Annotated in this window: 23 protein-coding genes; 5 read left to right on the forward strand and 18 right to left on the reverse strand. The window is 57.0% G+C overall.

The annotated features are described in order from the left end of the window. Position 1 precedes the first annotated feature (1 nt). From VSQ30_RS16310 to VSQ30_RS16355, 10 genes are all read right to left on the reverse strand, one after another. Positions 2 to 844 carry a FliH/SctL family protein gene (locus VSQ30_RS16310; protein WP_334465500.1) on the reverse strand — a complete coding sequence of 281 codons (843 nt, stop codon included), beginning with the start codon at positions 842 to 844 and terminating at the stop codon, positions 2 to 4. Then, a complete protein-coding gene (gene fliG, locus VSQ30_RS16315; RefSeq protein ID WP_160642456.1) occupies positions 837 to 1,829 on the reverse strand; it encodes a flagellar motor switch protein FliG in 993 nt (330 codons plus the stop codon). The genes VSQ30_RS16310 and fliG overlap by 8 nt, the downstream gene beginning before the upstream one ends. Before the next feature lie 166 nt (positions 1,830 to 1,995). Continuing rightward, a complete protein-coding gene (gene fliF / locus VSQ30_RS16320; protein ID WP_334465503.1) occupies positions 1,996 to 3,645 on the reverse strand; it encodes a flagellar basal-body MS-ring/collar protein FliF in 1,650 nt (549 codons plus the stop codon). Positions 3,646 to 3,697: 52 nt separating this feature from the next. Continuing rightward, complete coding sequence (gene fliE, locus VSQ30_RS16325; RefSeq protein WP_334465506.1) at positions 3,698 to 4,000, reverse strand: flagellar hook-basal body complex protein FliE; 303 nt, start codon at positions 3,998 to 4,000, stop codon at positions 3,698 to 3,700. A 56-nt stretch (positions 4,001 to 4,056) separates the two neighbouring features. After that, the gene (gene flgC / locus VSQ30_RS16330; RefSeq protein ID WP_334465508.1) at positions 4,057 to 4,515 is read right to left on the reverse strand and encodes a flagellar basal body rod protein FlgC; all 459 of its coding nucleotides are present in this window, start codon (positions 4,513 to 4,515) and stop codon (positions 4,057 to 4,059) included. A gap of 18 nt (positions 4,516 to 4,533) precedes the next feature. Then, entirely contained in the window at positions 4,534 to 4,926 is a 393-nt protein-coding gene (locus VSQ30_RS16335) for a flagellar basal body rod protein FlgB (RefSeq protein ID WP_160642405.1), read from the reverse strand. 394 nt (positions 4,927 to 5,320) lie between these two features. Then, positions 5,321 to 5,737: a hypothetical protein gene (locus VSQ30_RS16340; RefSeq protein ID WP_160642403.1), complete on the reverse strand. Its 417-nt coding sequence runs from the start codon at positions 5,735 to 5,737 to the stop codon at positions 5,321 to 5,323. A gap of 29 nt (positions 5,738 to 5,766) precedes the next feature. Next, a complete protein-coding gene (locus VSQ30_RS16345; RefSeq protein WP_334465520.1) occupies positions 5,767 to 7,932 on the reverse strand; it encodes a cell division protein FtsA in 2,166 nt (721 codons plus the stop codon). 125 nt (positions 7,933 to 8,057) lie between these two features. Next, positions 8,058 to 9,842 (reverse strand): methyl-accepting chemotaxis protein, encoded by a 1,785-nt coding sequence (locus VSQ30_RS16350; protein WP_160642401.1) that lies wholly within the window; start codon positions 9,840 to 9,842, stop codon positions 8,058 to 8,060. 132 nt (positions 9,843 to 9,974) lie between these two features. Next, positions 9,975 to 10,679 (reverse strand): cell division ATP-binding protein FtsE, encoded by a 705-nt coding sequence (locus tag VSQ30_RS16355; protein WP_160642400.1) that lies wholly within the window; start codon positions 10,677 to 10,679, stop codon positions 9,975 to 9,977. 238 nt (positions 10,680 to 10,917) lie between these two features. Here VSQ30_RS16355 and VSQ30_RS16360 point away from each other — a divergent pair, with 238 nt between their 5' ends. Then, complete coding sequence (locus VSQ30_RS16360) at positions 10,918 to 11,823, forward strand: C39 family peptidase (RefSeq protein WP_334465525.1); 906 nt, start codon at positions 10,918 to 10,920, stop codon at positions 11,821 to 11,823. Positions 11,824 to 11,924: 101 nt separating this feature from the next. Here the strand turns inward: VSQ30_RS16360 and VSQ30_RS16365 are convergent, their stop codons facing one another. The 3 genes from VSQ30_RS16365 to fliD form a co-directional block, all read right to left on the reverse strand. Continuing rightward, positions 11,925 to 12,329: a hypothetical protein gene (locus tag VSQ30_RS16365; RefSeq protein ID WP_334465527.1), complete on the reverse strand. Its 405-nt coding sequence runs from the start codon at positions 12,327 to 12,329 to the stop codon at positions 11,925 to 11,927. A gap of 42 nt (positions 12,330 to 12,371) precedes the next feature. Then, the gene (locus tag VSQ30_RS16370; RefSeq protein ID WP_160642397.1) at positions 12,372 to 12,776 is read right to left on the reverse strand and encodes a flagellar export chaperone FliS; all 405 of its coding nucleotides are present in this window, start codon (positions 12,774 to 12,776) and stop codon (positions 12,372 to 12,374) included. A 319-nt stretch (positions 12,777 to 13,095) separates the two neighbouring features. Further along, positions 13,096 to 15,903 (reverse strand): flagellar filament capping protein FliD, encoded by a 2,808-nt coding sequence (fliD, locus tag VSQ30_RS16375; RefSeq protein ID WP_334465530.1) that lies wholly within the window; start codon positions 15,901 to 15,903, stop codon positions 13,096 to 13,098. A gap of 269 nt (positions 15,904 to 16,172) precedes the next feature. Between fliD and VSQ30_RS16380 the strand changes: the two genes are divergently transcribed. Then, the gene (locus VSQ30_RS16380) at positions 16,173 to 16,952 is read left to right on the forward strand and encodes a ParA family protein (protein WP_334465533.1); all 780 of its coding nucleotides are present in this window, start codon (positions 16,173 to 16,175) and stop codon (positions 16,950 to 16,952) included. A 123-nt stretch (positions 16,953 to 17,075) separates the two neighbouring features. Beyond that, positions 17,076 to 17,930, forward strand: a complete 855-nt coding sequence (locus VSQ30_RS16385) for a late competence development ComFB family protein (RefSeq protein ID WP_334465535.1) — start codon at positions 17,076 to 17,078, stop codon at positions 17,928 to 17,930. Between the two features lie 72 nt (positions 17,931 to 18,002). Here VSQ30_RS16385 and VSQ30_RS16390 read toward each other — a convergent pair whose 3' ends face one another. Then, entirely contained in the window at positions 18,003 to 18,620 is a 618-nt protein-coding gene (locus VSQ30_RS16390; protein WP_160642393.1) for a methyltransferase domain-containing protein, read from the reverse strand. Between the two features lie 151 nt (positions 18,621 to 18,771). Here VSQ30_RS16390 and VSQ30_RS16395 point away from each other — a divergent pair, with 151 nt between their 5' ends. Both VSQ30_RS16395 and VSQ30_RS16400 read left to right on the forward strand, forming a co-directional pair. Next, the gene (locus tag VSQ30_RS16395; RefSeq protein WP_334465539.1) at positions 18,772 to 19,107 is read left to right on the forward strand and encodes a helix-turn-helix transcriptional regulator; all 336 of its coding nucleotides are present in this window, start codon (positions 18,772 to 18,774) and stop codon (positions 19,105 to 19,107) included. A 367-nt stretch (positions 19,108 to 19,474) separates the two neighbouring features. After that, a complete protein-coding gene (locus tag VSQ30_RS16400) occupies positions 19,475 to 21,019 on the forward strand; it encodes an ATP-binding cassette domain-containing protein (RefSeq protein ID WP_334465542.1) in 1,545 nt (514 codons plus the stop codon). 119 nt (positions 21,020 to 21,138) lie between these two features. Here VSQ30_RS16400 and VSQ30_RS16405 read toward each other — a convergent pair whose 3' ends face one another. The 4 genes from VSQ30_RS16405 to thrS all read right to left on the reverse strand — a co-directional run bounded on the left by VSQ30_RS16405 (position 21,139) and on the right by thrS (position 24,636). Beyond that, positions 21,139 to 21,351, reverse strand: a complete 213-nt coding sequence (locus VSQ30_RS16405) for a helix-turn-helix domain-containing protein (RefSeq protein WP_160642390.1) — start codon at positions 21,349 to 21,351, stop codon at positions 21,139 to 21,141. 9 nt (positions 21,352 to 21,360) lie between these two features. Further along, positions 21,361 to 21,939, reverse strand: coding sequence for a hypothetical protein (locus VSQ30_RS16410; protein WP_334465544.1), 579 nt, complete (start codon positions 21,937 to 21,939; stop codon positions 21,361 to 21,363). 129 nt (positions 21,940 to 22,068) lie between these two features. Beyond that, a complete protein-coding gene (locus VSQ30_RS16415) occupies positions 22,069 to 22,563 on the reverse strand; it encodes a 2'-5' RNA ligase family protein (protein WP_334465547.1) in 495 nt (164 codons plus the stop codon). A gap of 168 nt (positions 22,564 to 22,731) precedes the next feature. Then, the gene (thrS, locus tag VSQ30_RS16420) at positions 22,732 to 24,636 is read right to left on the reverse strand and encodes a threonine--tRNA ligase (protein WP_334465550.1); all 1,905 of its coding nucleotides are present in this window, start codon (positions 24,634 to 24,636) and stop codon (positions 22,732 to 22,734) included. Positions 24,637 to 24,731: the final 95 nt, after the last annotated feature.

A 24,731-nucleotide genomic window follows, 5' to 3' on the forward strand; every position in this document is an offset into this window, starting at 1 on the left:
GCTATCTCCCTGGGTCCCTTTCTCCGTTATCCAGCACCCCGCGCAGGTTGTCAAGCTGGGTGGAAACGCTGGCGTCAATAATCTCGTCTGGCATTTCAATGATGCAGGTGCCGGACTCGTCGTCCGCCATGGGGATAACCCGCACCCGGTCGGACAGGTGGCGCATGGCCTCTGTCAGCTCTGGGATGGTTTGGGCGTTTGTCCTGGCGTCGCAGTCTGCTATATAGATCTGCACCCACTCGCAGCGGCGCTTTTTCGCCGTTGCGGCCTCTATCATGCGGATGAGGATATCGCTGGAGCTGCGGAGGCTTACCCGGATGACTTTTTCCGCAATGGCCAGGGCCAGCTCCTTTAAATCTTCCTTGCTTTTTTCCAGCAGCAGTTCTTTTTCCACCTGGGCGGCCTGCAGGAAAGCCTTTACATCTGCCGCCTGCTGTGCCGCGTCCTTTTCAAGCTGCTGCTGCGCCTCCAGCCGGCCGGCCAGAAGCCCTTCCTGCATTCCCTGCTGGAAGCCTTCGGAGGCCGCCTGCCGGCGCATATCCTCCAGCTCCAGGGCGGACTCTTCCCTTGCCTGCTCCATAAAGCGCTCCGCTTCCCGGCGTGCGTCTGCCAAAATGGCTTCCGCCTGCACCTGGGCAAAATCCACAGGGGACTGGCTGGCAGGTTCCGGCTCTTCCGGCGTTGGCTCTTCCTGTATAGCCTCCTCCTGGGGCATCCCCTCCTCCAGCTCTTCTGCCGCCGGGGGCGCAGCCTGCTCCTCGCCGAGGACAGGGAGATCCGCCGCGTTGGGAAATACATATTTATTGGCGGTGACATTGGTAAAGCGCTTCAGGATATTAGGCAATGATATCGTCCTTTCCGCCCTTCAGGATAATAATCTCGTTGCGTTCCTCCAGCGTGCGGATGATGCCGACAATGCGCTGCTGTGCCTCGTCCACATCCTTCATGCGCACATTGGTGGTGATTTCCAGATCGTCCCGGATGGACTCTGCCATACGGGAGGACATATTGGTAAAGAGCTTGTTTGCCACCTCGGAATTGGCCGCCTTGAGGGACAGCACCAGATCCCGGGGATCGCAGTCCCGCAGGAAGCGCTGCACAGAACGGTCGTCCATGGTGATGATATCGTCGAACACGAACATCCGCTTGCGGATTTCGTCCGCGAGAACCGCGTCCCGCTCCACCAGGCCGTCGAAAATGCCTTTCTCGCTGGAACGGTCCAAATGGTTCATCACGTCTGCCACAAAGTCTATGCCGCCCACCTGCACATGGCTGGCGCTGAAGATGCTGGCAAACTTGTTGGACATCTCGGTTTCGATAATTTTAATGGCAGAGGGGGAGGCGCTGTCCATCTGGGCAATGCGCTGCACCACCTTGAGCTGGGTACGGGGATCGAGCTGCGCCACCACGCCTGCCGCCTTGTCTGGCTCTATATAGGAGAGCACCAGGGCAATGGTCTGGGGGCGCTCGTGCTGCAGGGCTGTGAACAGATCCTTTTCCCCGGCCTTGTTCATGAAGGCGAACTCCCTGTTCTTCAGGGACTTTGTCACCTTATCCAGCAGGCTGGAAGCCGACTGTTCCCCAAAGGCCTTCTCCAGCACGGTGCGGGCATATTCCAACCCGCCTTCGGTGACGGCCTTGTTGGTCATGCACATCTGGTAGAACTCTGTGAGCACGTCCTCTGTGGCGTCTGAGTCCAAGAAGCCCAGCTTTGCCACCTCTAAGGTGAGCAGCTCTATATCCTCTGGATCCATATACTGGTATATTGCGGAAGCCTTATCCACGCCCAGGGCCACGATGACCGCGGCCGCCTTCTGGGCGCCGCTCATGCCTGCCACAATGGGGGAAATGGGCCTGCCTGTTTCCAGGTTTATGACAGGCGGCGGAGGGGCGGCTGCTTCCATTTCAGCCGCAGGGGCTTCCGCCAGCGCCAGTTCTTCTATATCAGGCTCGCCTTTTTTGCGTTTTTTCTTCTTTTCGCGCTTTTCCCGCTTCTCACGTTTCACTTTCGCCGGCATTGCTCTCCTCATCTCCCTTCAGCCAGGTCTTGACCATCTGAGCCGCTATCTCAGGATTCTGCTCTGCAAACTCCCGCACGCCGCGGCGCAGCTCCATGCTCCGTTCCGCATGAACTTCCATAATGTCTGCCCCTTCCGGCTCCTGCTCCGGCTCTGCCGCCGGGGCAATTACCTCAGGCATAATGGACATGACAGGCGCTTCCTCCAGCACAGCCTGGTTCTTCTTGCGGCGCATGACGAGCAGCAGGAAGAACAGGATCATGAACAGTAGCAGGCCTGCGGCCAGGGCGTACAGCACCCAATCCGGTATGCCGCTGATAATGCTTACCGGGCCGTCGGTGGCCTGGGTGTCCGGATCGTCCTCCGGTGCATAGAAGGGATGGCTGATAATGGATATTTTCTCGGCCTGCATGTCGGCGCTGATGCCAGAAGCCCGGCCCACGTGGTTTAAAAGGGCGTCGGCGTCGGCTACATTGGGCACGTCGCTGTTAATGGTGACGGACACCATCACATCGGAAACCGTGCCTGCCAGGATTTCCTGCTGGGTGTGGGTTTCGTCTACCTTATATATCTTCTCCCCGCTGGCTTCCAGCTCATCCTCGTTGCCTGTGACAGGGGCGCGCTCCACATAGGTGGGCAGGTCGGCGTTGGTGGTGGTGCCTACCGTGCCGCCGGCGGCATCGTCCCCCCGGACGATTTTTCCCTGCCATACCTTTTGGCCCACAATGCCTTCACCGTTGGTGCTGCCGTCGTTGGCCCAGTCAGGCAGGTCGTATTCTGTGCTCTCCACAAACCTGGTGCTCATTTCCACGGTGGTGTTCACGCCTACGGAAACGTTCCCCTCCCCGAACATGGGGGTGAGCACAGCCAGCACGCTTTTGCGGATTTTATTGTTGACATGCTCCTCAATGGCGTATTGCAGCTCCATATCGGTGCTTTCGCTGTCTACCTCGGTGCCGTCATATGTATTGCCCTGGGTATCTATAATGGTTATTTTTTCCATTTCCAGGCCCTGGACGCTGCGGCTTACCAGGGAACGGATGGCGTTGGCTTCCTTCTTGCCAAGCTCTTCCCCGTCCTTCATGGTGACGGTGACGCCGGCGCTGGCCATGAGGACATCGTCCTGGCCCAGCACATAGCGCCTGTCTTCCCCGACGGAAATGTTCACCCTTGCGTCCTGCACGCCCTCCAGGCAGCGGATGGTGGCTCCCAGCCTATCCTGCAGCTCATATATATACATGGTGCGCCTATCCGACTCTGTGGAAAGGGAACCCACGTTCTTCAGGTATGTTTCATACCCAAAGCCGGACTGGGGATACCCCTCCATCAGAAGCTGGGCTTTAAGCTGCGGCTCCTGCTCCTTCCGCACCAGCACGGTGTCGCTTCCCTGTATCTGGTAATCGGTTACGCCGGCGCTGGCAAGGTACGTTGTTACCGACTGCATGTCTTCGCTGACAAGCCCTGTAAACAGCACCTCATAGGGGTTTTTTGAGCCTTGGACAGAGACGAATATAATGATACCCGCCACCACCGCCACTGCAGCGGCAATGATAATCCACAGCTTTTTCCCCAGCTTCCCCAGGAAGCCTTTTGTTTTAGACACGACATCTTTTGCTTTCTCTCCCACGGGCACTACCTCCACTCAGTCCCAACCGCTTTTCCCCAAGCAAGAGGAATCATTACAGGCTGATGCGCATCAGCTCGTTATAAGCTTCCAAGCCCTTGTTGCGCAACTGCACCATCAGGCTTACGGACATCTCATACTTGCTGGCGGCTATCTGCAATTCCGCGGGGTTATCCAGCTGGCCTGTTGCCAGCAGGTACTGGGCGTGGCTCTTTTCCTCGTCTGACTGGCGCACTGCCTCCACAGCCGAACCGAAAATATCGGCAAAGGCAGCCCCAGGGGTGACGTTCTCTTTTTCCTCCACCTTGGTCAGGGGCATGGTGCTCCACAGCGGGGAGATTTGCGAAATATGGTTCATGGTTTTTTTACCCTCTTTCCTATGTGTAAAAACGCGCAAAAAAGCCGGCGGCTTTATTACCGCCCGATATCCATGCCCCGGGCCACTACGGCCTTCAGGGTGTTAAACGCCGTTACGTTTGCCGAATACGCCTGGGTGGCGGCCATGGCGTCGGTGATCTCCTTGACAAGGGTGATGTTGGGCATTTCCAGATACCCTTCCTCGTCCGCGTCGGGATGGGTGGGATCATAAGAAATGGCGAAGGGGGAAGGATCTTCCGCGATTTCCACCACTTTCACGCCCCCGGCCCGCTCGGAACCTCGGTTTGAAGCGCCCATGGCGCTTGCCATTGCCATGCGGAAATCGTTGCGCCCGCTTTCCGCCTCAAACACCACAATTTTCCGCCGGTACGGCCCGTCGCCCTCTTCAGTGCGGGTGGTGTTCAGATTTGTAATATTTTCGGAAATTACATCTAAGCGGAGCTGCTGGGCCGTAAGGCCGGAGCCTACTATATTCATGGAACCTAAAAAAGCCATATGCTATGTACCCTCCCGTTAGCCGTTAATAGCGGTGCGCAGTGCGTTTATGTCGCTGGAAATGCTCTGGTATACATACTGGAGCTGGTAGGCGTTGCGCACAGCCTCCATGCTCTGCTCGGTGACGTTCACGCCATTGTCATCCATGCGCACCACTTCTTCCGGCTCCATAACGTCCCAGCTTACGCTTTCAATAGCCTTGCGCATGGCAGGCTGGACGCCGCTGCCCTGGCGATCCCGGTCGGCGGCCTCTATGGCCTGCTGGAAGGACTCTTCAAAGGTAACGGTTTTCACTTTATAATTAGGTGTTTCCGCATTGGATATATTATCCAGAATGGCCGCCTGTTTTGTCCACAGGAAATCCATGGAACGCTCCATCATGCGCATACTGTTATTAGTCAGACTGATCACAACAGGCCCTCCTTGCTGTTTATGTGTTTTTTATTATAAACTAACAAAATTCATATAATTCTTTGGCGGTTTCGCCTGCCTTTTTTGACAACATAAATTATAGCATGAAGCTTTTCCAATTGCAAGAGCCAATATTTACTGCTGCCCCGCCCTCCATTTTCGTTAAAAGCAGGCCCCAACCCCTGCTATTTCCTGACAAAACCGGGATGGGGCCGGCATTTTGCCTGGTTGCGGTTTTGAATCTCTCTGTAAAATATCTAAAAATTTCATATTCACCCTTTGGATCTTTGGAGCATATTACAAGGACTTTCAGGCTGTTCGTACGCAAAAAATGCCGCGGGAAACCGCGGCTTTTTTGTGCAGTTTTGAGAAGCTGTACCGATTGGTATGGCTTCTAAAGCTCCAGCCGGGTGAGGGTGTCTGTCTCCACATCCAGCTCGTACAGCGCTGTGCCGTCCCTGGCATACAGGTATGTTCCCAGCACCACGTTGGTGTGGGCTGACTCGCTTTCCCCGTACACGCTGATTTCCAGGCAGGGAATCCCATCCACCGGGACGCTGGCCTGCTCGTGGTAGATTTCATACGTGGACAGGCTGTCCCCTTTCAGCCCTAAAACCTGGGGCGAAAGGTGCTTGAAGCTCTCTACGGTTTCCTCCACTGTCATCACTTCCAGCTCGCTTTGGGCAGACTCCAACTGGCTTAAAGCGCTTTCCGCCAGCGTGCCCAGGGAGGAAGTCCCTTCCCCGCCGCCGCAGGCCGCCAGGGTAAGCAGCAGCAGGCACCCTGCCAGCAGTGTGCAAATTCGTCTCAAATCCGATCCCCCCTTTCTGTCTGGGCTTTTTAGCCCTCCTGATACTGTATGACTACGTCATCCAGGGGCTTGAGCACCTGGGTGAACTGCCCGGCCTCCCCATTTACCAGCAGCTCCACTGGCTTTTCCAGATTGTCAAAATCCAGCCCAGCATATTGCAGCACGTCCATGAGGTAATACTCCCCGCCCTGGGGCTTGGGAGGCAGGCGGAGCATTCCGCCGTTCATCTGGATTTGCAGCGCCCCAGGGCTGCCGCCCCCGAACTCCATCTGCCCCGCCAGCTCTTCCCGCTTGGGCGGTTCCGCCGGAGGCAGGGGGCGCTCCCGCTTTTTCGGCAGGGCAGGCAATTCCTCCTCTTTGGGCAGAGCCGCTGGAGCCGGGGCTGCCAGGTTCTCCGCTGACAGAACTGGCTTGCGGGCCGGGGGGGCCAAGTCCTCCGCTGGCAGAACTGGCTTGCGGGCCGGGGGGGCCAAGTCCTCCGCTGGCAAAACTGGCTTGCGGACTGGGGCTGCTAAGTTCTCCGCTGACAGAACTGGCTTACGGGCCGGGGGCACCGGGGTTTCTGCCGGCAAAACTGGCTTAGGCGCTGGGGCGGGAGGTTCTGGCGGAGCCTGCGGGACATCCTGCACAAGGGCTTCCACCACGTCCCCCTGGCGCAGGGCATAGCCTGGGCCTTCCCCTTTGCCATTGACCATGGCTCCGGCAACGCCTCCGCCCAGAAGCTCCCCTAAAGTACAGGCCGCAGCAGCCCCTGCCACAGCCGGGGTGAACTCAATGCGATCCCCGGCCTGCACCACATCGGAGAGCGTGGCCTCTTCCCCGTTGCGGATCATCCGGGCAGGCGCGCCGGGGCCTCCCCGGAAGAACCTGCGCTCACCGTTCAGCGTTAGGGTGAGGTTGGCCCCGGTGCGGCCCATCATGTCGGCGTAATGGTAGCCGTTCATAAGGAGCACGTCCCGCAGGGTGAGCATCCCGCTGCGGAAAAGCTTTGCCGGGCCGCCGTTCAGGGTGATCATATAGCTGTCGTTTATCATGCCCAGGGCGGCGGATACCGCGATGCCCAGGGGCGTGGCAAATTCCGGGTCTTCCAGATCGTACTCCTCGGAATAGGCGCTGGCCTCAAAGTGCCTGCCTGCCAGGGCCACCCGGCCCTCGCTCATCTCCAGTTCCTCCGCCACCATCTGGGGCAGGCCCTGCAGCTTGCTGCCGCCCCCTGCCAGGAACACCGCCGAGGGGGTCCCCCCGTTGATTTCCAGAGCCTTCTGGGCGATCTCTTTGGCAAGGCGCTGGGCGGCGGGGCGGGCAAGCTCCCGGAGATCCTGGGGATCCGCCTCGTGCTTCATGCCCAGGATGTCGGAATAGGGCTGAGGCTCTTTGGCACCTATGGCAAGCTTCAGGCGCTCGGCGGTTTTGAAGTCTACCAGAAGGCCTTTCATCAGCGCTTCTGTTACCTCGTCCCCCGCTACGGTGGCCATGGTATAGCCCACCACGCTGCCCTCTCGGCACACTGCCAGATCGGAGGTGCCCGCGCCGATGTCCGCCAGCACCAGGTTCAAAAGGCGGATGTCCTCCGGGATTGCCGCGTTCAGGGAGGCGATCGGCTCCAGTGTCAGGGAGGACACTTCCAACCCCAGCCGGGACACCACGGCATACAGGCTTTCCACCACCCCGCAGGGCAGGAAGGTTGCCACTACCTCTACCTCAAACTTCCGGCCCCGGTGGCCTAAAAGGTTTCCCAGGGGGTAGCCGTCCAGGGTGTACTGGCGGGCGGTGTATCCCACCATATAATACCTGTCCCCTGTCTCGTTCCGGGCAGCCAGCTCGCTTTCCGCCGCGGAAACCGCCCCAGCTTCCAACTGGCCCAGCAGATCCGCGTCGGCTATCCGCAGCTCTGGGAACTCCAGGCAGAACCCCGCCCCCTGGGAGCGCAAGGCCCGGCCCGCTGCCGCCACGCACACCCGTTTAAGCTGGGTTTGGGTTTTGGCTTCCAAGCGCCTGACCACAGCCTTCGCCACCTCTGCCACCTGCTGTATTTCTACAATCTGCCCGTCCAGCATGGCCCGCCGCCCATGTTCCTCTTTTTCAATGGCAGCCACATGGAAGCGGCCTTTTTCCTCCTGGCCCACAATGCCGATAATGCTGCGGGTGCCAATGTCCAGTGCAAAAATTTGTCCCGCGTCCTGCTTCCCCTGCATGGCTTTCACCTTCCTCGGTAACTTCTCCGGCCTTTTCGGCCCTTTTGTTTGGCAAAGCCGGGCAAGCCCCAGAAGGCCGTCCGGCTTTGCTTGCGTTCACGCTATAGTATGTTCCTTTTTAGGGCTTAATACTTGTCGTCATAATAGCTGCTGGAGCTGTAGGAGCTGCTGTCGGCGCTGCTGATTTCCCGGGGAGCGGGAGCAGGGGCGGACACGCTTTCACTGCCAGCATAGCTGCGCAGGGTGAATTTCGCCATTAACTGCTTCATGAGCTGGGCCTGGCTGGACAGCTCCTCGCTGGCAGCGGCGCTCTGCTCGCTGGTGGCGGAGTTGTTCTGCACAACAGCGGAGATCTGGTCGATGCCTTCGCGGATCTGCTCAATGGACTCAGCCTGCTGCTGGCTGGCATCTGCTACGTCGCCCATCTTGGAAACAGCGGAGTTTACCAGCTCCACAGTCTTTTCCAGGGCTTCGGACACGTCTGCCACGTAGGTGCTGCCCTTCTGGACGGCGGTGATGGCGTTTTCGATGCGGGCCTTGGTGGCCTTGGAAGCCTCGTCGGACTTGGAAGCAAGCTGCCGGACCTCGTCAGCCACAACCGCAAAGCCCTTGCCGGCGGAACCTGCCCGGGCAGCCTCTACAGCGGCGTTCAGGGCCAGGATGTTGGTCTGGAAAGCGATGTTGGAGATGGTGTCGATAATCTCCCGCACCTCTTCGGCTGCGGTCTTAATCTCCTCCATGGCGGTTACCATGCCGCGCATGTGATCGTTGCACACGGTGATCTGGGAGTTGGCGTCGTTGGACATGGATCTGGAATCCCTGGCCAGGCCCACGCTCTCCTCAGCGCCCTGGGCAATTTCGGTAACAGTGGCGGACAGCTCCTCCACAGCGCTGGCCTGCTGGGTTGCGCCCTGGGCCAGGGCCTGGGCGCTGTTGCTGACCTGCTCGGCGCCGGAAGAAACCTGATCGGAGGAGGACTGGATCTGCTGCAGGGTGTTGCTCAGGCTCTTGTTAATGCCGCGCACTGAAGTGAGCACAGAGGACAGGGCGCCCACGTACATGTCTTCCGCCTGGGTGCGCACATCAAAGTTGCCTTCAGCCATTTCCTCCAGCAGGCGGCTTTCGTCACCGATAACAGAGGTAAGTACATGCTGGCTGGTGCGCAGGGCCTTGCACATATCGCCCAGCTCGTTTTCGCTTTCGTAGTTTACAGGGATATCCAGCTTGCCTTCGCTGAAGCCTACCAGCGCGGTGCGGACTTCCTCAACAGGCTTGGTGATGCCGCGGATAATGCTGATTTCCATCATGAACACGAAGACGGCGGAAATGACCAGCACAGCGATGATGATAATGATAGACCACATGACTACCATTTCCTGGCGGGCAAGGATTGAAGACTCCGCGTCGTTCAAGGCTGTGGTAACAGACTGGGAGGTTTCCGCTGTGGCGTTGATCAGGGGGGAGCACTCCTCCAGGATCATGCGGACGCCCTCTTCCTTATCGGTCTCCAAGGTTTCCATGATGCCGGGTACAGACTCGCCCCAGCTTGCCACGCTGTTCAGGTACTCATCCAGCTTGGTGGTGTCTTCCAGGGGATAGATCTCCTTGAGTTCCTTAAGCTCCTCAGACAGCGTTGTCAAAGCTTCGTTAATGCGGGTTTCCTTGGAAGCGTTGTCGCTGCCCTCCGGGGAGAGCGCGATGTCCCGCAGGTGGCGGGCGCCGATGTTTGTGTTCATACGGGCCTGGTAAATGAGGCTGCTGGCCCGGATGTTGCTGTCAATGATTTCCTGATACGTCCCGGTCTGCTGGTTCATAATGATCAATGTGGCGACGATAATCACCACAGATACCAGCAGCGTGACTCCCCACCCCAGTATCAGGCTCGCTTTGACCTTCATGTTCTTGAGCATGATAAAGTTCCTCCTTCAAATTTGTGTTCTTGCGTGTGCTTTGATTTTATATAAAATCGGGGCTGCTTTGGAAGGCGCGCCTTGTTTATGGAAACCCCGGCTGTGCCGCATCCCCGTATTTTCCCATCCCGCTTATACAATATCCCCAAACCGGCCCTTCTGCACGTCCCCTACCACCCGGCCGTCCACCAGGGTTACTACCCGCCTGCGCATGAAGTTTACAAACTGTTTAGCGTGGGTGGACATGATAACCGTGGTGCCCCGCCTGTTCAGCTCGTTTAAGAGCATGAAGATGTCCCAAATGCTGTCGTCGTCCATTTTGTCTGTAATTTTATCCAGCAGCAGAATGGGGGGGCTGTTGAAGATGGCCTTGGCAAGCTCCACCCGTTTGCATTGGGAGATGGACATTTCCAAGGGGTAGCGGTATTCGCATCCCGCCATGCCCACCAGCCCCAGGGCCTTTTTCATCCGAGGCTCGTCAACCAGGCGGGTGCGCAGGCGCTCCATCTTTTTCATGGAGCACATGTTGTCATAGACTGTGGCGGAACGCACCAGGGCGGATTCCTGGGGCACCCTGCCGAAGATATAGGGCAGCTTTTTCTGCTGCCTGCGGTTCAGCTTATCCAAATTAAAATGATCCAGGTACACCACCCCGTCATCCGGCGGCAGATCCCCTGCTATCATGTCCAGCAGGGTGGTGCTGCCCGCCCCGCGGCTGCCCACGATAAACACGAACTCTCCCTGCTCCACAGTCAGGTTGACGTCCCGCAGGGTTTCAAACTTGTGGCGGTGGCCCTTGAATATTTTTGAAGCGTGCTCCAAACGGATGGTTGGCATAATCTGTCTGCTCCTTCGCCCCCTTCCCTGTCCGGAGAGGAATGTCCCATTGCGCATCCGCGCTGCGCCGCTGGGCTTCCAGCCCAAACCTGGCGGGGCTGCGCATACAGCCTGCCGCCGCAATATCCGCGGGATGGACATGCCCCTGCCGGGCAGGCCGCTTTACAAAAACAGCGGCCATGTGTTATACTTTACCTCATAATACGGAAGAAACTGCTGCTGCACTGGAGGGAACCGCATGAGGCCGAATCAGAAGAAAAAGCGCATATGGCCCTGGTTCCTGCTGGCCGCTTTGTGCGTGGCCGGCATGGAGCTGCTGTTCTGCTGGCATTTCGCTCCCGCCCAGTTTGACCGCATCACCCAGCCCATTGTGCGCCCGGTGGTGCAGGCGGCTGAATCGACCGGGGCATATTTCCACCAGCTTGCTGTAAGCCTGCGGACAAAAGCCCTGCTGCGCCAGTGCGCCGAGGCAAGCGCCGCGCCCTTCCCTCTGGAGTTTGCCTTGCCCCAGGTGGTGGAAGAACCCTTGGTGCCCCACCTGGAAAAGCCCGTTCCCGCGGATCCCGTTATTACCCAGTTTGACAAGAAGGATGAGCGGGAGATCCTCACCGGCGGCATAATCCCCTGTGTGTATTATAATCAACAAGAGGCCCCTTGGTCAAGTATGCCTTTTGGAAAAGATCCAATCGGGCCTTATGGCTGCGGCCCGGTGGCCATGTCCATGGTCATTTCCTCCATGACTTCCACCTCCATGGATCCAGGGCAGATGGCGGCCTGGGCCGCGGACAACGGCTACTGGGCGCCCCAGAGCGGCTCCCGCCACTCCCTTATCCCCGACGCCTCCCTGGCTTTCGGCCTGGGCTGCACCCGCCTGACGGAATGCACCCCTTCCATGATTATCAACACCCTGCTGCAGGGGGACATGATGGTGGCCCTGATGGGGCCTGGGCACTTTACCCAGAGCGGGCACTTCATCATCCTGCGGGGGGCCACCCTCTCCGGGGAGATCCTGGTGGCGGATCCCAACAGCAGGGAGAACAGCCTTGCTTCCTGGGATCCCCAGCTTCTGCTGGACGAAATCTCCGCAAGCGACGGCCGGGGCCTGTGGCTCTGGCAGATTTCCGCCCCGCCGCCCCAGCTTTAAGGGGAAGCAGCGCCCTGGAAAAACCGCCTTTCATGGTTTCTATCTGTTTTCAGCAAAGTATGCCGTCTGGATTTTTTCCTGACGGCATTTTGCCTGCTTATTTACTTGCTTGTCCTGAACTTGCTGTAGAAAGAATGCCTGCCGTCTATGCGCAGGCTGATGCGCCTGTCCAGTTCCTGGGCGCGTTCCAGCAGCCTGCGGTTCTGGGCTATCTGGCCGCACAGGGCTTCCTCCCCCTCTTTTTCGGGGGGGCTGCCGGTTAAAAGCTGGTGGGCGCGGATGGCGTCCTCCTCCGGCAGCTTCAAAACCCCGCTGTGGATTTGGGCTTCCAGCTCTTTCAAGTCCTTTACCGGATCCTCCCGCATATGCAGGAGCATCTGCACAGACACTTCGTCCTTCCTGTCTACTGCCTGGCCCAACTGCTGGGTCAGGTCGAAAAATTCCAGCAGCTTGATATACTGCTTTCTGGCTTGCAAAAGCAATTGCTTCAGGGTTGCTTCGTCCATACCGGATGCCAGGGCCGCAGAGGCCCTGCCCTCCCTTTCCTGTTAACTTTCCTGCTGCTGGGGCTGGGGCTGCGCCTGCTCGGCGCAGTTCTTATCCGCTGTGCGGAAGCTTTCCCGCAGCTCCAGTATCATGGGCTTTATCTCCTCCAGCACATCCTTGTTCCGCCCGATTTTCACCCGGCCCAACTGATAGCTGAAGTAATCATAGAGCCGGTGGAGATCCCCTGCGATGGGGTACTGCCTGTCAAGGGTGTCGTCCAGATACTGGATGATGTCCATGCCCTTATCTGCCGAAGCCTCCAGCAGCTCGAAATTCTCCTGCTTCAGGGCCAGCTCGCAACGCACCAGATGCTTTACCAGCTCGTCATACAGCAGCAGGAGCAGCTCGCCTTGGGTCATGGTGTTGACCGACTGTTCCTTATACTGCTGGAAACCGTTGTGTTCCATATAATCGCCACGCGATACAGGATTCGCACAAAAGGCCCTGAAAAAGCGGCGCTTTATGCCCAGTATCTTTCCTTTCTTCCGTATTCTTCACGCTGCCGCGCCGTTTTAAAAGGATTTTATCTTCCCTGTCCAGCCGGGCCGCATCAGCGGGAGTGTCCAGACAGCACGTTTATGCCTCCGGCGGTTTAGGGGCTTTGCCCCTAAATACCCCGGAGCAACGCTAATGCAAAGCATTTGCGTTTGCCCACACTTTGAAAAGGTGGACGAAACTTTTATGTTTCTTCATTCTTTAAAAGACTCGCTTTGGACACTCCCCGTATCAGCCGCCCATCAGCCCCGCCAGCGCGGAGCTTTGGGAATTCATCTGGTTAATAAGCTGCTCCAGCCGGGTGAACTGGTTGGTGTAGTAGTCGATACGGTCGCTCATCTTATCCTGCCACTTTTCAATCTGGGTGTCCAGGTTGTCGATCTGGGTTTGCAGGAAGTTATTCTGCAAAGAATAGGAGGAAAGGGGCGTGCCCGCTTTCTGCACCAGGGAGCCGGGAGTGGCGATGGAGGTGCTGGCATACCTGTCTATGGTGGTTTTCAGGTTCTGCATCAGGCCGTTGGTAGAGGCGCCGTTTTCCGTAGTTTTGGTGAAAGCGTCCCGCACCCTGTCGGGGTTGGCTTCCAGAGCCTCCCGCAGCTTTGTCTCGTTGAGGCTGATGGTGGTCATGCCGTCCTCATAAGCGGTTTCAATGCCGATGGAGCGCAGGATGGCCCCGTCTACGCCGCTGCCCTGGATGTAGCCGGTAAGGCTCTGATACAGGCTTCTGAGATCCGAATCTCCAAAGAGGATGCCCTGCTTGGCCTTTTCCTCGTATTTTTTCAGTTCGCTCTCGCTGTATTCATCGGCTTCATCGCCTACCAAAGGCTCGTAATTGGCAAAGCCGCCGCTGGACTTCTTATAAGGCAGGGTGGAGTAAGCGCTGTGGATTTCCTTTGCCATCTCGTTATAATCGTTGACAAAGGACTTGATGGCGTCCACGATGGTGTCGGAATCCGTGGTGCTGGTGAAGGTGATAGGCTCGTTTTCGCCAGCTTCCTGCTCAAAGGTGCCCTTCAGGGTGACGCTGAGTCCGTCCAGGTCGATGACATTGGAGGAGCGGGTCATGGTCTTTTCGGTGCCGTTGATGTTGGCGGTAAAGACTGCGTCCTGCCCAGGGGTGTAAACAGCAAGGGGCTTTTTTGTGGTTTCAATTTTTATAGGAGGGAAATCATCCTCTTTGTCCTCCTCATAAGCATAACCTTTCATGTAAGTCAGCAATTCAAAATCCAGCTTGTTTCCATCTCGGTCCACAATCTCAATTTCGCCTGAGTACGGATTTATAGAAGCGGTCTTCCCGTTAGCACCTTCATTGGAATTATTATATAAATCCACAATATCTTGCAACGTGGTATCTGCACTAAGTCCACAGTTCGGCATCAGAATGTGGTGAGTATCGAAGCTGAAATTAAGGCTGTCGTCATTAGTATACGAGATGCCCCAAGCCTCCCATAGATTCATATCGCCTGTATAAAGCTTCTCAGGTTCGGGGCTAAACAGCTTCTGGGCCAAGCCGTCGCCCATCTCAATTTTCTGGTTCGCGCCCATCTCCCGGGTGGTGAACACAAACTCGTTGGTGGACTTGGAGAAGTTCACCGTTACGCCTGCGTCCGCATTGCTGTTGATGCTGGTGAGGATGTGCTCGATGGTGGTATCCTTGTTAAACTTGCCCAGGGACTTGCCGTTGATGATAAGCTCCTGTTCGCCGTTATAGTTTACATTCCCGTCCTCGTCCGTCTGCTTGAACATTTCGTTCTCTTCGCCAAACAGGTCCCCCAGGGTCCAGCTTGTGTTCAGGGTGTTGCCAATGCCGTTTTTGCCAAGGCCCAAAGCCCGGCCCGCAGAGGAATTGACGGTGAGGGTAAAGTTATTCATGTCATTGCCGCTGCCGTCCAGCTTTTTGACAGCCTGGATGTTCAGCTTGCCGCCGGAAACCTGGCCGCCGTCACCCAGCACCTCGTCCACGCCAATGCTGATTTTGTCTTTGCCGAAAGCTTTGTCTACTTCCTTTTGCAGCCTGTCGGCTATGTATTCCGTCTTCTTTTTGCTTTTCTCGCCTTCTGTCAGGCTTGTGTCTTCATCCAGTTCTTTAAAGCGGGCCTTAGCCTCGTCATCCTCCAGGAAACCGAAGCTGACGCTTTTGGTGGAGCCGTTGAGGGTGAAGCTGATGGAGCGCTCTTTCAGGTGATCCACCATGCTGACGTCTTCTGCCCAGTCCTGTGGCTTGCTGGCGCCGAAAACCTTCACCCTGCCGGATGTATCCTCGCCGATTTGGCCCTTGCCGCCCAGCAGGTTGTCTATAATGCTGTCGCTGGCGCTGTCAATATAGAACTTGTTATCCTTGCCTTCCTTCTGCTGGAGGACAATGCGCCCGTCATCGTTGAGCTTGGCTTCCAGGTATTCGGAGGCTTTGCCGGCGCCGCCGCTGGTTTTGATGGTCTGCTCGGAAAGCTGTTTGTTGATATTGTCAACCAGATCCTGCTGGCTTTCAAAAATATCGTCTTCGCCGAAGCGGATGGTCAGGTTGTTGCTGCCGTATACCAGGTTCATGCTGCCCGCAATGGTGCTCTCCTTTACAGGCTGGGACCAGTCCATCATCTCCGCCTGGGAGGCCTTTTCGATGAGGGAATCGGCGCTCTTCGTATATTTGGCGGCCTGGGCCAACTGCTTTATGCTGCTGATCTGCACATCATTGGAGCTTTTGCCTGTGGCGGACACCTTGTCGGCATACTTGCCATTGGCCTTGGTGATGACCGCCCGGTTGAAGAAGCTGTTGCTGAACAGGTTTGTGCCCGAGGTGTAGGAGGTGTACTTCTGGGTGAGGCCAACCATCTTGCTGATGATGCTGCGGTAGGCGTCCTGCTTCCATTCGGTTTTTATCTGCTGCCTCTGCAGAGCATAGATTTTGTTCTTATACCCTGAGATACTGTTCTCGATCATGGCCTCCGTATCCATGCCGCTGGCCAGGCCGCTGATAACATTCCTGTTGCCATATATGCTGCTGGTGGAGCTGCTGCCAGTTAAACTGCTGATAGACGCCATTGATTCTCAACTCCTTTTATGATATAATAGCTTTGGAAGAAAGCGGCCTTTCAAATAAACGCGCCCAGCGGGCGGCAAATGTAAAAAAAGCCGCAGAGACACTTAACTCTTTCCCTATTTATATCGACAATACAAATAGAAAGATAAGGGCTTTCAGCAAATTTTGCTTTGACATAGAGGTTTTAATATTAAAGAAAGGAACGATACCGGGCGCAAAGGACGGCGTTTTCTTAGCTTTTGCGCGCATCCTGTATCGCATGGCGATTCCTATGGAGAAATTTATTACCGTAACCAACCAGAAGGGCGGCGTGGGCAAGACCACCACCTCCCTCTCCCTCATTAACGCCCTGCACATGCGGGGCCGCCGGGTGCTGGGGGTGGATCTTGACCCCCAGGGCAGCCTGGGCTTTTCCGCCGGGCTGGACATTGAAAACAGCACTACCGTCTACGATGTGTTTAAGGGCACCGCCTCTGTGGAACAGGCCATTGTGCCCACGGATTTGGGGGATATCCTGCCTTCCAACATCCTGCTCTCCACTGCCGAGCTGGAATTCAATTCCCCGGGGCGGGAGTATATGCTGAAAAACGAGCTGCAAAAAATTGCCCACCTCTATGACCACATTATTATCGACACGCCCCCGGCCCTGAATGTCCTCACCGTAAATGCCTATGTGGCTTCCGACGCCCTTATTATCCCGATGGCCCCGGAAATTTTAAGCCTTTTGGGCATCTCCCAGATTCTGGATACCATCAACACGGTGCGCAAATACTATAACCCGGACCTGCGGGTGCTGGGCATCCTGCTGAACAAGTATAACATGCGCCTGACCCTGAACCGGGAGGTGCTGGAGCTTTCCGCGGAAATTGCCCGCCGCCTGGACACCAAGGTGTTTGAGACGAAAATCCGCACCAGCGTCACTGTGGCGGAGGCCCCGGCCCATGGCGAAAGCGTTTTAAGCTATGCGCCCAACTCCAACCCCGCCTTGGACTTCCAGAACCTGCTGGACGAGCTGATGGGCAACCCCCGGCCCTGGCCCCCCCGGCGGTGAGCCGCCGGCGCCGGACGGCCCCGCTGGAGGGCAGGCATACCATATATTATATGAAATGTAATCATAGGGGAATCTTTTCCCATTTCATGATCCGCCATTTTTGAAAGAAAGGAACGTGACACCATGCCAAAAGCTACCGGAAAATCTGGAAGGGGCGGCAAAAGCAGCAAAACCGCCCATGTGCTCAACCTGCTCACCGAAACAGACCACACCCAGGAGGAAGGGGCTGCCGGACGCACCCCTCCTGCCGCGCCTCCCGCCCCCCCCCAGCTTGCAGACAATGAAACTGTCGCCGCCACCATCCGGGACGCACTGGAGGAGGATTTAGCCGCCGAGCTGGGGGAAGCCCCTGCGGAAGCCCTGCCCGAGGAGGATTTTATCCCCATGCAGGACTTTGCCCCTGCGGTAGAACCGGAAGCCACGGTAGACGCCACGCCCCTGGAGGAGGCCCCTGCCCCTGAGCCGGAGCCTCAGCCCGAGCCTGTTCCGGAGCCAGAACCGGAACCGGAGCCTGTTTTAGAGCAGGCCCAGGAACCCGCCCCCATGCCTGCGCCAGAGCCGGAGCCGGAACCAGTTGCAGAGATGGAGCCGGAACCCGCGCCGGAGCCTGAAGCTGTCCCGGAGCCGGTACCCACCTCCGCGCCTGAACCTGTCCCGGAGCCGGTACCCGCTCCGGCAGCGGAAGCGAAAGAAGAAGTGCCGGAGGAGGATCGGCCTATTACCTGCCTGAACGTCATGCAGGAGCTGGTGGAGGAAAAGGTTGACAAATACATGAAAATGTTCGGCCTGTGTACCTGCCCCCGCTGCCGGGTGGACGTGGTGGCCCTCACCCTCACCAGCCTTCCCGCAAAATATGTGGTGGTGCGGGAAAACGAGGCCACCCCCATGCTGACTGTGTACGAAGGGCGCTATAACACCGCCGTCATTGCCCAGATCATGTGGGCGTGCAAAAAGGTGCTGGATAATCCCAGGCACTAAATACTTTTATGCCGCAAAAAACCGCAGGCCTAAACGGCCTGCGGTTTTTATATGCCCTGCTGAAACGGGCCTTTATGTTCTGTTGGTATAAATATATGTTTCGTAATTTTTCAGGCGGTCATATAAAACGCTCTCCCGGTGCAGGCCCGGCACATCCAGCAGATGGTGGTGTACGGGATGGTGGTAAATGATATAGATTTCCCGGGGGGAATCCTCCAGGGTTTGCAGGATTTTTTCAAGAACCTGCGACAGCACCGCGCTGGAGAAGGGATTGAACAGGAAAAACACATTGAATTCCCCATAGCGCTCAAAGGTTACCGCATTGCCCTGGATGCACTCCACCCGTTCCAGGCCCAGCTTTTTCATATTGCGCCGGGCGATTTCCGTCAGCTCCCCGTCCAGCTCAATGCCTGCCACCCGGCGGAACGGCACCTTGCTTGCCTCCCGCAAAACCGCGCCTTTGCCGCAGCCGATATCTAAAAAACTGCTTTCGGCATAAGGGACGCGCAGGCTTTGCAGTATCAGCGCCATATGCTTCTCCGGGGTTTTGCAGTAGCCGTTGTATTCCCTGGAGTTTTGAATTTCCTCGCTGGCGGCGGGCAGGGTGAAATCCAGCCCCCGCATTTTTTCCACCGCAAACTGGCACAAAAACTTTCCATACCGCTTGCACTTTACCAATAAATCCCGCAAACAAAATCACCTTCCGCTTTACTGAAATATGGCCCGCACTGCCTGCGGCGACAAAACCGCAAGGGGGAGTACAGGTTAAACTGGTACAGAGTATAGCATAAAACTCTGGAAAATACAAGTATAACCTGTATCCTTTTGGTGAGGTGATCCCATGCAGAATCGTATCCGGCAATTGCGGGAAGAGCTGCGCATGACCCAGGTGAGGCTGAGCATTGAACTGGAGGTATCCCAGGAAACTGTGAGCGCCTATGAAAACCAGAAGCATTATCCCAGCTTTTTGCAGCTTTCCAGAATGTCCACCCTGTTTAATGCCAGCATTGACTATATTATGGGACTGTCGGACGTGCGCAATCCCACCCAGGCCTGCGAGGACAGCGGCATGTCCCAGTTAATCGCCCGGCTCTCCAAGCTGACGAAAAGACAGGTTGAACTTGTATCCGCCTATATGCAGGGGCTGCTGGACATGGCCCGGGAGCAAGAACTTTAGAAGCTGTACCAATAGGCTCCTGCACCAATCCTATCGGTACAGCTTCTTAAACGGGGCCTTTTCAACTTTTCTATAGGCAAAGGCTTGACAAAACGGCGGCGGGTGGGTATAATAGCGTCAGTTTTGGATAGTTGGGAGTGAAAGAATGTTAGTATAAGGCCATGAAAAAGGTGATAAAACGTCTGGGAGGAAGGCATTGCTTTCCCCGGGCCTGTTTTTGTTGCCGGCTGGGTCTTATACGCATTCTTTTTTGACTGTGAAAGGGAGAAACCCTGTCTGGGGGTGTCTCTGTCTTTTTGCGTATGCGGCCTGTTTCCGGCAATGCTGGAGACGGGCCTTTTTGTGCGAAAAAAGGAGGGACTGCCCTATGCTGCAAATACAAAACCTGAAAATAACCATGAAAAAAGACCTTCGCACCCTGGTGGAGGGCCTGACCTTTACCCTGCGGCCTGGAGACAAGGTGGCTGTGGTGGGCGAGGAAGGGAACGGGAAATCCACCCTGCTGAAGCTTCTCTATGACGAAAGCCTGGCGGAGGGCTATGCCCAATGGGAAGGGCGCATTCAGAAGGACGGGATGCTGATGGGATACCTCAGCCAGGAGCTGCCGGAGGCGGACAAGGGGAAAACCATCTATGAAAAGTGCCTGGAAAGCGGGGGCTTTTCAGAGGCAAGCCCCAAAGAGCTGGCCTCCCTGGGGGCAAAGCTGGGGATCCCGGCGGAAACCTTTTACAGCGATCAGCTTATGGACGCCCTTTCCGGCGGGGAGAAGGTGAAGCTGCGCATGGCCCTGCTCTCCCTGGAAAGGCCGGACTGCTACCTGCTGGATGAGCCTTCCAATGATTTGGATCTTGACACTCTGCGCTGGCTGGAGGAATTCATCCGGGACTGCCCCCAGCCGGTGGTGTACATTTCCCACGACGAAACCCTGCTGGAGGCCACAGCCAACGTGGTGCTCCACATGGAGCAGCTTCGGCGCAAAACCCTGCCCCGGCATACTGTGGCCCGCATGGGGTATGCCCAGTATGTAAGCGAGCGGCTTCACTGCTTCCAGAAGCAGGAGCAGCTTGCCAGGAAGGAACGGCAGGAGGAGAAAAAGCAGCAGGAGTGTTTCCGCCAGCTTTACCAGAAGGTGGAGCACCAACAGAACGCCGTTTCCCGGCAGGATCCCCATAGCGGGCGGCTGCTGAAAAAGAAGATGAAAGCCGTAAAATCCCTGGAAAAGCGTTATGAGCGGGAGAGGGACGACATGATGGAGATGCCCGACACAGAGGAGGCCATTCTGGCGGGCTTTGGGGAGGACATCAGCCTGCCTGCCGGGAAAACCGTCCTGGACTTCTCCCTGCCCCGGCTGGAGGCCGGGGGCCGGGTGCTGGCGGAAAACCTGCGCCTGTTTGTCCGGGGGCCGGAGCACATCTGCATTATCGGGAAAAACGGCGCCGGGAAAACCACCCTGCTGCGGGAAATCGCCCGGGAACTGCTGGGGCGGGAGGACATAAAGGCGGCATACATGCCCCAGGACTACAACGAACTGCTGAACCCGGCCCAGACCCCGGTGGAGTTTCTGGCGAAAACCGGGGAAAAGGAAGAGCACACCCGGATTAAAACCTATCTGGGCAGCATGAAATATACCCCGGAGGAATTCGCGCATCCGGTGGGCGAGCTTTCCGGGGGGCAGAGGGCCAAGCTTTTCTTCCTCAAGATGATCCTGGACGGGGCAAACGTGCTGGTGCTGGATGAGCCTACCCGGAATTTCAGCCCCCTTTCCGGCCCGGTGATCCGGGGCCTGCTGGGGGATTTTCCCGGGGCTGTTATCAGCATTTCCCACGACAGGAAGTATATCCGGGAATCCTGCGGGCGGGTTTTGGAGCTGACAGGGCAGGGGCTTTCGGAATATGACCTGGAAAGCCTGTAGCGCCGGGAAGATGTGGAGACAGAAAAGGGATCGCGCTGCTGTGCGCGATCCCTTTTCTATATTATTGGTTATTTAGTTATATAGGTAACGCGCTTTTGAACCGCGTTACCTATATTCCTTTACTCCTCCTGGCTGTAGGAGAGGATATCCCCCGGCTGGCAGTCCAGCGCCTCGCACAGGGCTGCCAGGGTGGAGAACCGCAGGGCGGTGACGTGGTTGTTCTTGATTTTCGACAGGTTTACATTGGTGATGCCCACCTGCTCTGCCAACTGGTTCAGCGACACCTTCCGCTCTGCCATCAATCTGTCCAGGCTCAGCACGATTTTCCCCATACTCCCCCCTTATACCAGGCCGTCCACGTCCTGCTGGATCTTCTCCCCCCGGGCAAAGCACTGGGACAGGCACAGCATAAGGATGCCGGTGATCAGATCCCCGGCCCCGGCGCTGACCTCCGCGTTTTCCGGCCCCAGCACCAGCATGGCAGTGCCGCAGAAAATAAGCTGCACCAGCGTGATGGAGATAAAGAACAGGCCGATTTCCCGCAGCATCCGCACATTGTCCTTCTGGAAGGGCGTGGCCCCTTTTGAAAACTTGGTCTGCCCCTGGGAGGTGCGCAAAATGAGGTTTACATTGCGGAACACCATAGACATCAGGCCTAATGACAGGGCCGCTTCGATAAAGAACACAGGCAGCGCGCCGGGCAGCAGTCTCCCCTGGCTGTCGGCAATGATAATGGAGAAGCCCCGGGAGGAAAGCTCCTCCAAAGGCCCAAGCCGGCCCGGCAGCGCGGGGTTCACCAGCACCAGCACCAGCATTACCACTACGCATATCATGGCGGCAAAGTAGGCGATTTCCAATATCTTGGAAAGGATGGCGGCGATTTTCGTAACCCTTTTTTCATGTGTGTCAAAGAATGTCATACAGGGCACCTCCCAAATGGATTATGCCACTAGTATATATCCGTTTTTATCGTTTGTCAATAAATTTTTAACGTTTTTCGATAAAACCCCCTCTGGCAAGCATTGACAGCCAGAGAGGGTTTCTTTTGCTTATTGGCTGGGAAGCGCGCCTTCCCGCAGCAGTTCCCGGGGGCAGAACTGGTAAAGCCGCACCCCACCTACCCGGCCTTCAAAGGCCTCAAATCCCTGAAGCGCCAGGGGCAGGGCCGCGCAAACCTGCTCTGGCCCGTCTATCAGCAGGGTGGTGTGGGCTGTCCAGCCCCGGCTTGTGCCGAAATGCTCCTTCAGTGTGAGCAGCTCCCGGTTCACGTCCGGCGCCAGGAACAGCACCCGGCCCCCGCCGAATACGCCTAAATGGTTGAAGGCGAGGGAAAAAGCCCTGGTCTGCCGCAGCGCTTCCTCCATTGCGGCAAGGGCCTCTTCCTGCTCGCTGGGCTGGAAAATCCCCAGGGTGATGTGGTGGGGCAGGTTTTTGGTCTGCCTGCCCACAAAGCCCGCCTCCACCAGCCGCGCCCTTATTTCCTCTATACGCCGCTGGGTTTCGTCATCGTATACCGCCATGGCGCACAGGAAGGTTTTGTCCATACTACAACCTCCTAAGACCTTGGGAGGCCTTGGTCTTGCTTGCCAGCTCGGCCGGTTCGCAGCTTGTCTGCCACTGGCAGACGCTCACCCCAAGCCCCCACAAGCCTTTTTGAAAAAAGGCTTGACCGAAAAACTCCGCGTTTTGTCCTGTCCGGCTATATGCGGAGGTTACTTTATTTCCTTGCTTTCAATCTCCGCCTTTGCCTTTTCGATAAAGGCCTGCACAGAGATGGCTCCCAGGTCGCCGTCCTTCCGGTGGCGCACAGAAACCTCCTGGGCCTCCTGCTCCTTGTCGCCTACCACCAGCATGTAGGGGGTCTTTTTCAGTTGGGCTTCCCGGATTTTATACCCGGTCTTTTCGCTGCGCAGGTCGCACTCTACCCGCAGCCCAGCCTCCTCCATCTGCTTTTGCAGGGCCTTGGCGTATTCGTGATGGCGCTCTGCGATGGGCAGGATAACCGCCTGCACAGGGGACAGCCACAGGGGGAAGGCCCCGGCGAAGTGCTCGGTGATGACGCCGAGGAAGCGCTCAAAGGAACCCAGCACCACCCGGTGGATCATCACAGGGCGGTGGCGCTCCCCGTCCACCCCCACATACTCCAGCTCGAACCGCTCGGGCAGCTGGCTGTCCAACTGGATGGTGCCGCACTGCCAGGTGCGCCCTAAGGAGTCGGCAATGTGGAAATCCAGCTTCGGGCCATAGAAGGCGCCGTCCCCTTCGTTTATCACGAACTCCTTGCCCATGGCTGTGATGGCTTCCTTCAGAATGTCCTGGTTCTTCTCCCACTCCTCCACAGTGCCGATGTGATCCTCCGGCATGGTGGAAAGCTCGATGGTGTAGGTGAGGCCAAAGGTGGAATACACCTCGTCGAACAGCCGCACTGTCTCCTGGATGATGTCCTGCATCTGCTCCCGGGTCATAAATACGTGGGCGTCATCCTGGTTAAAGCACCGCACCCGGAACAGGCCATGGAGCGCGCCGGACAGTTCATGCCGGTGGACAAGGCCGATTTCCCCCACCCGCAGGGGCAGATCCCGGTAGGAATGAGGCTCGCTGGCATATACCAGCATGCCGCCGGGGCAGTTCATGGGCTTAATGGCAAAGTCTGCCTCGTCAATTACAGTGGTGTACATGTTGTCTTTATAATGATCCCAGTGGCCGGAACGCTCCCATAGCTGGCGGTTCAGCATAATAGGGGTGGAGATTTCCACATAACGGTACTTCTTGTGGACTTCCCGCCAATACTCCATCAGGGTGTTTTTCAGCACCATGCCCTTTGGCAGGAAGAAGGGGAAGCCTGGGCCTTCGTCCCTAAGCATAAACAGGCCCAGCTCTTTGCCAAGCTTCCGGTGATCCCGCTTTTTGGCCTCCTCCAGCATTTGCAGGTGTTCGTCAAGCTGGGACTGCTTGGGGAAGGCAATGCCGTACACACGGGTGAGCATCTTCTTGGTGGCGTCCCCCCGCCAGTAGGCCCCTGTGATGGCTGTCAGCTTTACGGCCTTCACCATGCCGGTGCTCATAAGGTGGGGGCCGGCGCACAGGTCGGTGAAATCATCCTGGCTGTAGAAGCTGATGTTTTCCCCGTTGCCCGCGTGCTCGTCAATCAGCTCCTGCTTATAGGGCTGTCCGGCCATCTTCTCCTTGGCTGCGCCCGGCGCAAGCTCAAACCGCTCCAAGGGGATGTTCTCTTTGATGATCTTCTTGATTTCTTCCTCGATTTTCGGCAGGTCGTCCAGGGACAGGGGATTTTCCATGTCAAAATCGTAATAGAAACCATTGTCAATGGCAGGGCCGATGGCAAACTTTGTGCCGGGATACAGCCTGCACACTGCCTGGGCCATAATGTGGGAGGCGGTGTGCCAATACGCCTTTTTGCCTTCCTCGCTGTCAAAGGTGAGGATTTCCATCTGGCAGTCTGCCTCAATGGGGGTGCGCAGGTCGCAGGCCTGCCCGTTTACCCGGGCGCAGCAGGCAGACTTATACAGCCCCATGCCAATGGACTTTGCCACCTCTGCGGCTGTCACGCCATTTTCAAATTCCTTTACTTGCCCTTTCAAATCAATCTTTACCATAGGTGTGCTCCTTCCTTGCCGGGGGCAGGCAAAATAAAAAATGCCCGCCCCAGCAAAAATTCTGGGGCAGGCATGCTTCACGTCAGTTTTTTGAA

The sequence above is a fragment of the Acutalibacter sp. JLR.KK004 genome, assembly GCF_036941085.1.
Taxonomy (GTDB): Bacteria; Bacillota; Clostridia; order Oscillospirales; family Acutalibacteraceae; genus Acutalibacter.

Excerpts from the sequence above, each read along its gene's own strand:
- fliG (WP_160642456.1), bottom strand. The coding sequence starts at position 1,829 with ATGAGCGGCGCCCAGAAGGCGGCCGCGGTCATCGTGGCCCTGGGCGTG.
- fliE (WP_334465506.1), bottom strand. The coding sequence starts at position 4,000 with ATGAACCATATTTCGCAAATCTCCCCGCTGTGGAGCACCATGCCCCTG.
- flgC (WP_334465508.1), bottom strand. The coding sequence starts at position 4,515 with ATGGCTTTTTTAGGTTCCATGAATATAGTAGGCTCCGGCCTTACGGCC.
- VSQ30_RS16345 (WP_334465520.1), bottom strand. The coding sequence starts at position 7,932 with ATGCAGGGGAAGCAGGACGCGGGACAAATTTTTGCACTGGACATTGGC.
- VSQ30_RS16350 (WP_160642401.1), bottom strand. The coding sequence starts at position 9,842 with ATGCTCAAGAACATGAAGGTCAAAGCGAGCCTGATACTGGGGTGGGGA.
- VSQ30_RS16355 (WP_160642400.1), bottom strand. The coding sequence starts at position 10,679 with ATGCCAACCATCCGTTTGGAGCACGCTTCAAAAATATTCAAGGGCCAC.
- VSQ30_RS16360 (WP_334465525.1), top strand. The coding sequence starts at position 10,918 with ATGAGGCCGAATCAGAAGAAAAAGCGCATATGGCCCTGGTTCCTGCTG.
- VSQ30_RS16365 (WP_334465527.1), bottom strand. The coding sequence starts at position 12,329 with ATGGACGAAGCAACCCTGAAGCAATTGCTTTTGCAAGCCAGAAAGCAG.
- VSQ30_RS16370 (WP_160642397.1), bottom strand. The coding sequence starts at position 12,776 with ATGGAACACAACGGTTTCCAGCAGTATAAGGAACAGTCGGTCAACACC.
- fliD (WP_334465530.1), bottom strand. The coding sequence starts at position 15,903 with ATGGCGTCTATCAGCAGTTTAACTGGCAGCAGCTCCACCAGCAGCATA.
- VSQ30_RS16380 (WP_334465533.1), top strand. The coding sequence starts at position 16,173 with ATGGAGAAATTTATTACCGTAACCAACCAGAAGGGCGGCGTGGGCAAG.
- VSQ30_RS16385 (WP_334465535.1), top strand. The coding sequence starts at position 17,076 with ATGCCAAAAGCTACCGGAAAATCTGGAAGGGGCGGCAAAAGCAGCAAA.
- VSQ30_RS16395 (WP_334465539.1), top strand. The coding sequence starts at position 18,772 with ATGCAGAATCGTATCCGGCAATTGCGGGAAGAGCTGCGCATGACCCAG.
- VSQ30_RS16400 (WP_334465542.1), top strand. The coding sequence starts at position 19,475 with ATGCTGCAAATACAAAACCTGAAAATAACCATGAAAAAAGACCTTCGC.
- VSQ30_RS16405 (WP_160642390.1), bottom strand. The coding sequence starts at position 21,351 with ATGGGGAAAATCGTGCTGAGCCTGGACAGATTGATGGCAGAGCGGAAG.
- VSQ30_RS16410 (WP_334465544.1), bottom strand. The coding sequence starts at position 21,939 with ATGACATTCTTTGACACACATGAAAAAAGGGTTACGAAAATCGCCGCC.
- VSQ30_RS16415 (WP_334465547.1), bottom strand. The coding sequence starts at position 22,563 with ATGGACAAAACCTTCCTGTGCGCCATGGCGGTATACGATGACGAAACC.
- thrS (WP_334465550.1), bottom strand. The coding sequence starts at position 24,636 with ATGGTAAAGATTGATTTGAAAGGGCAAGTAAAGGAATTTGAAAATGGC.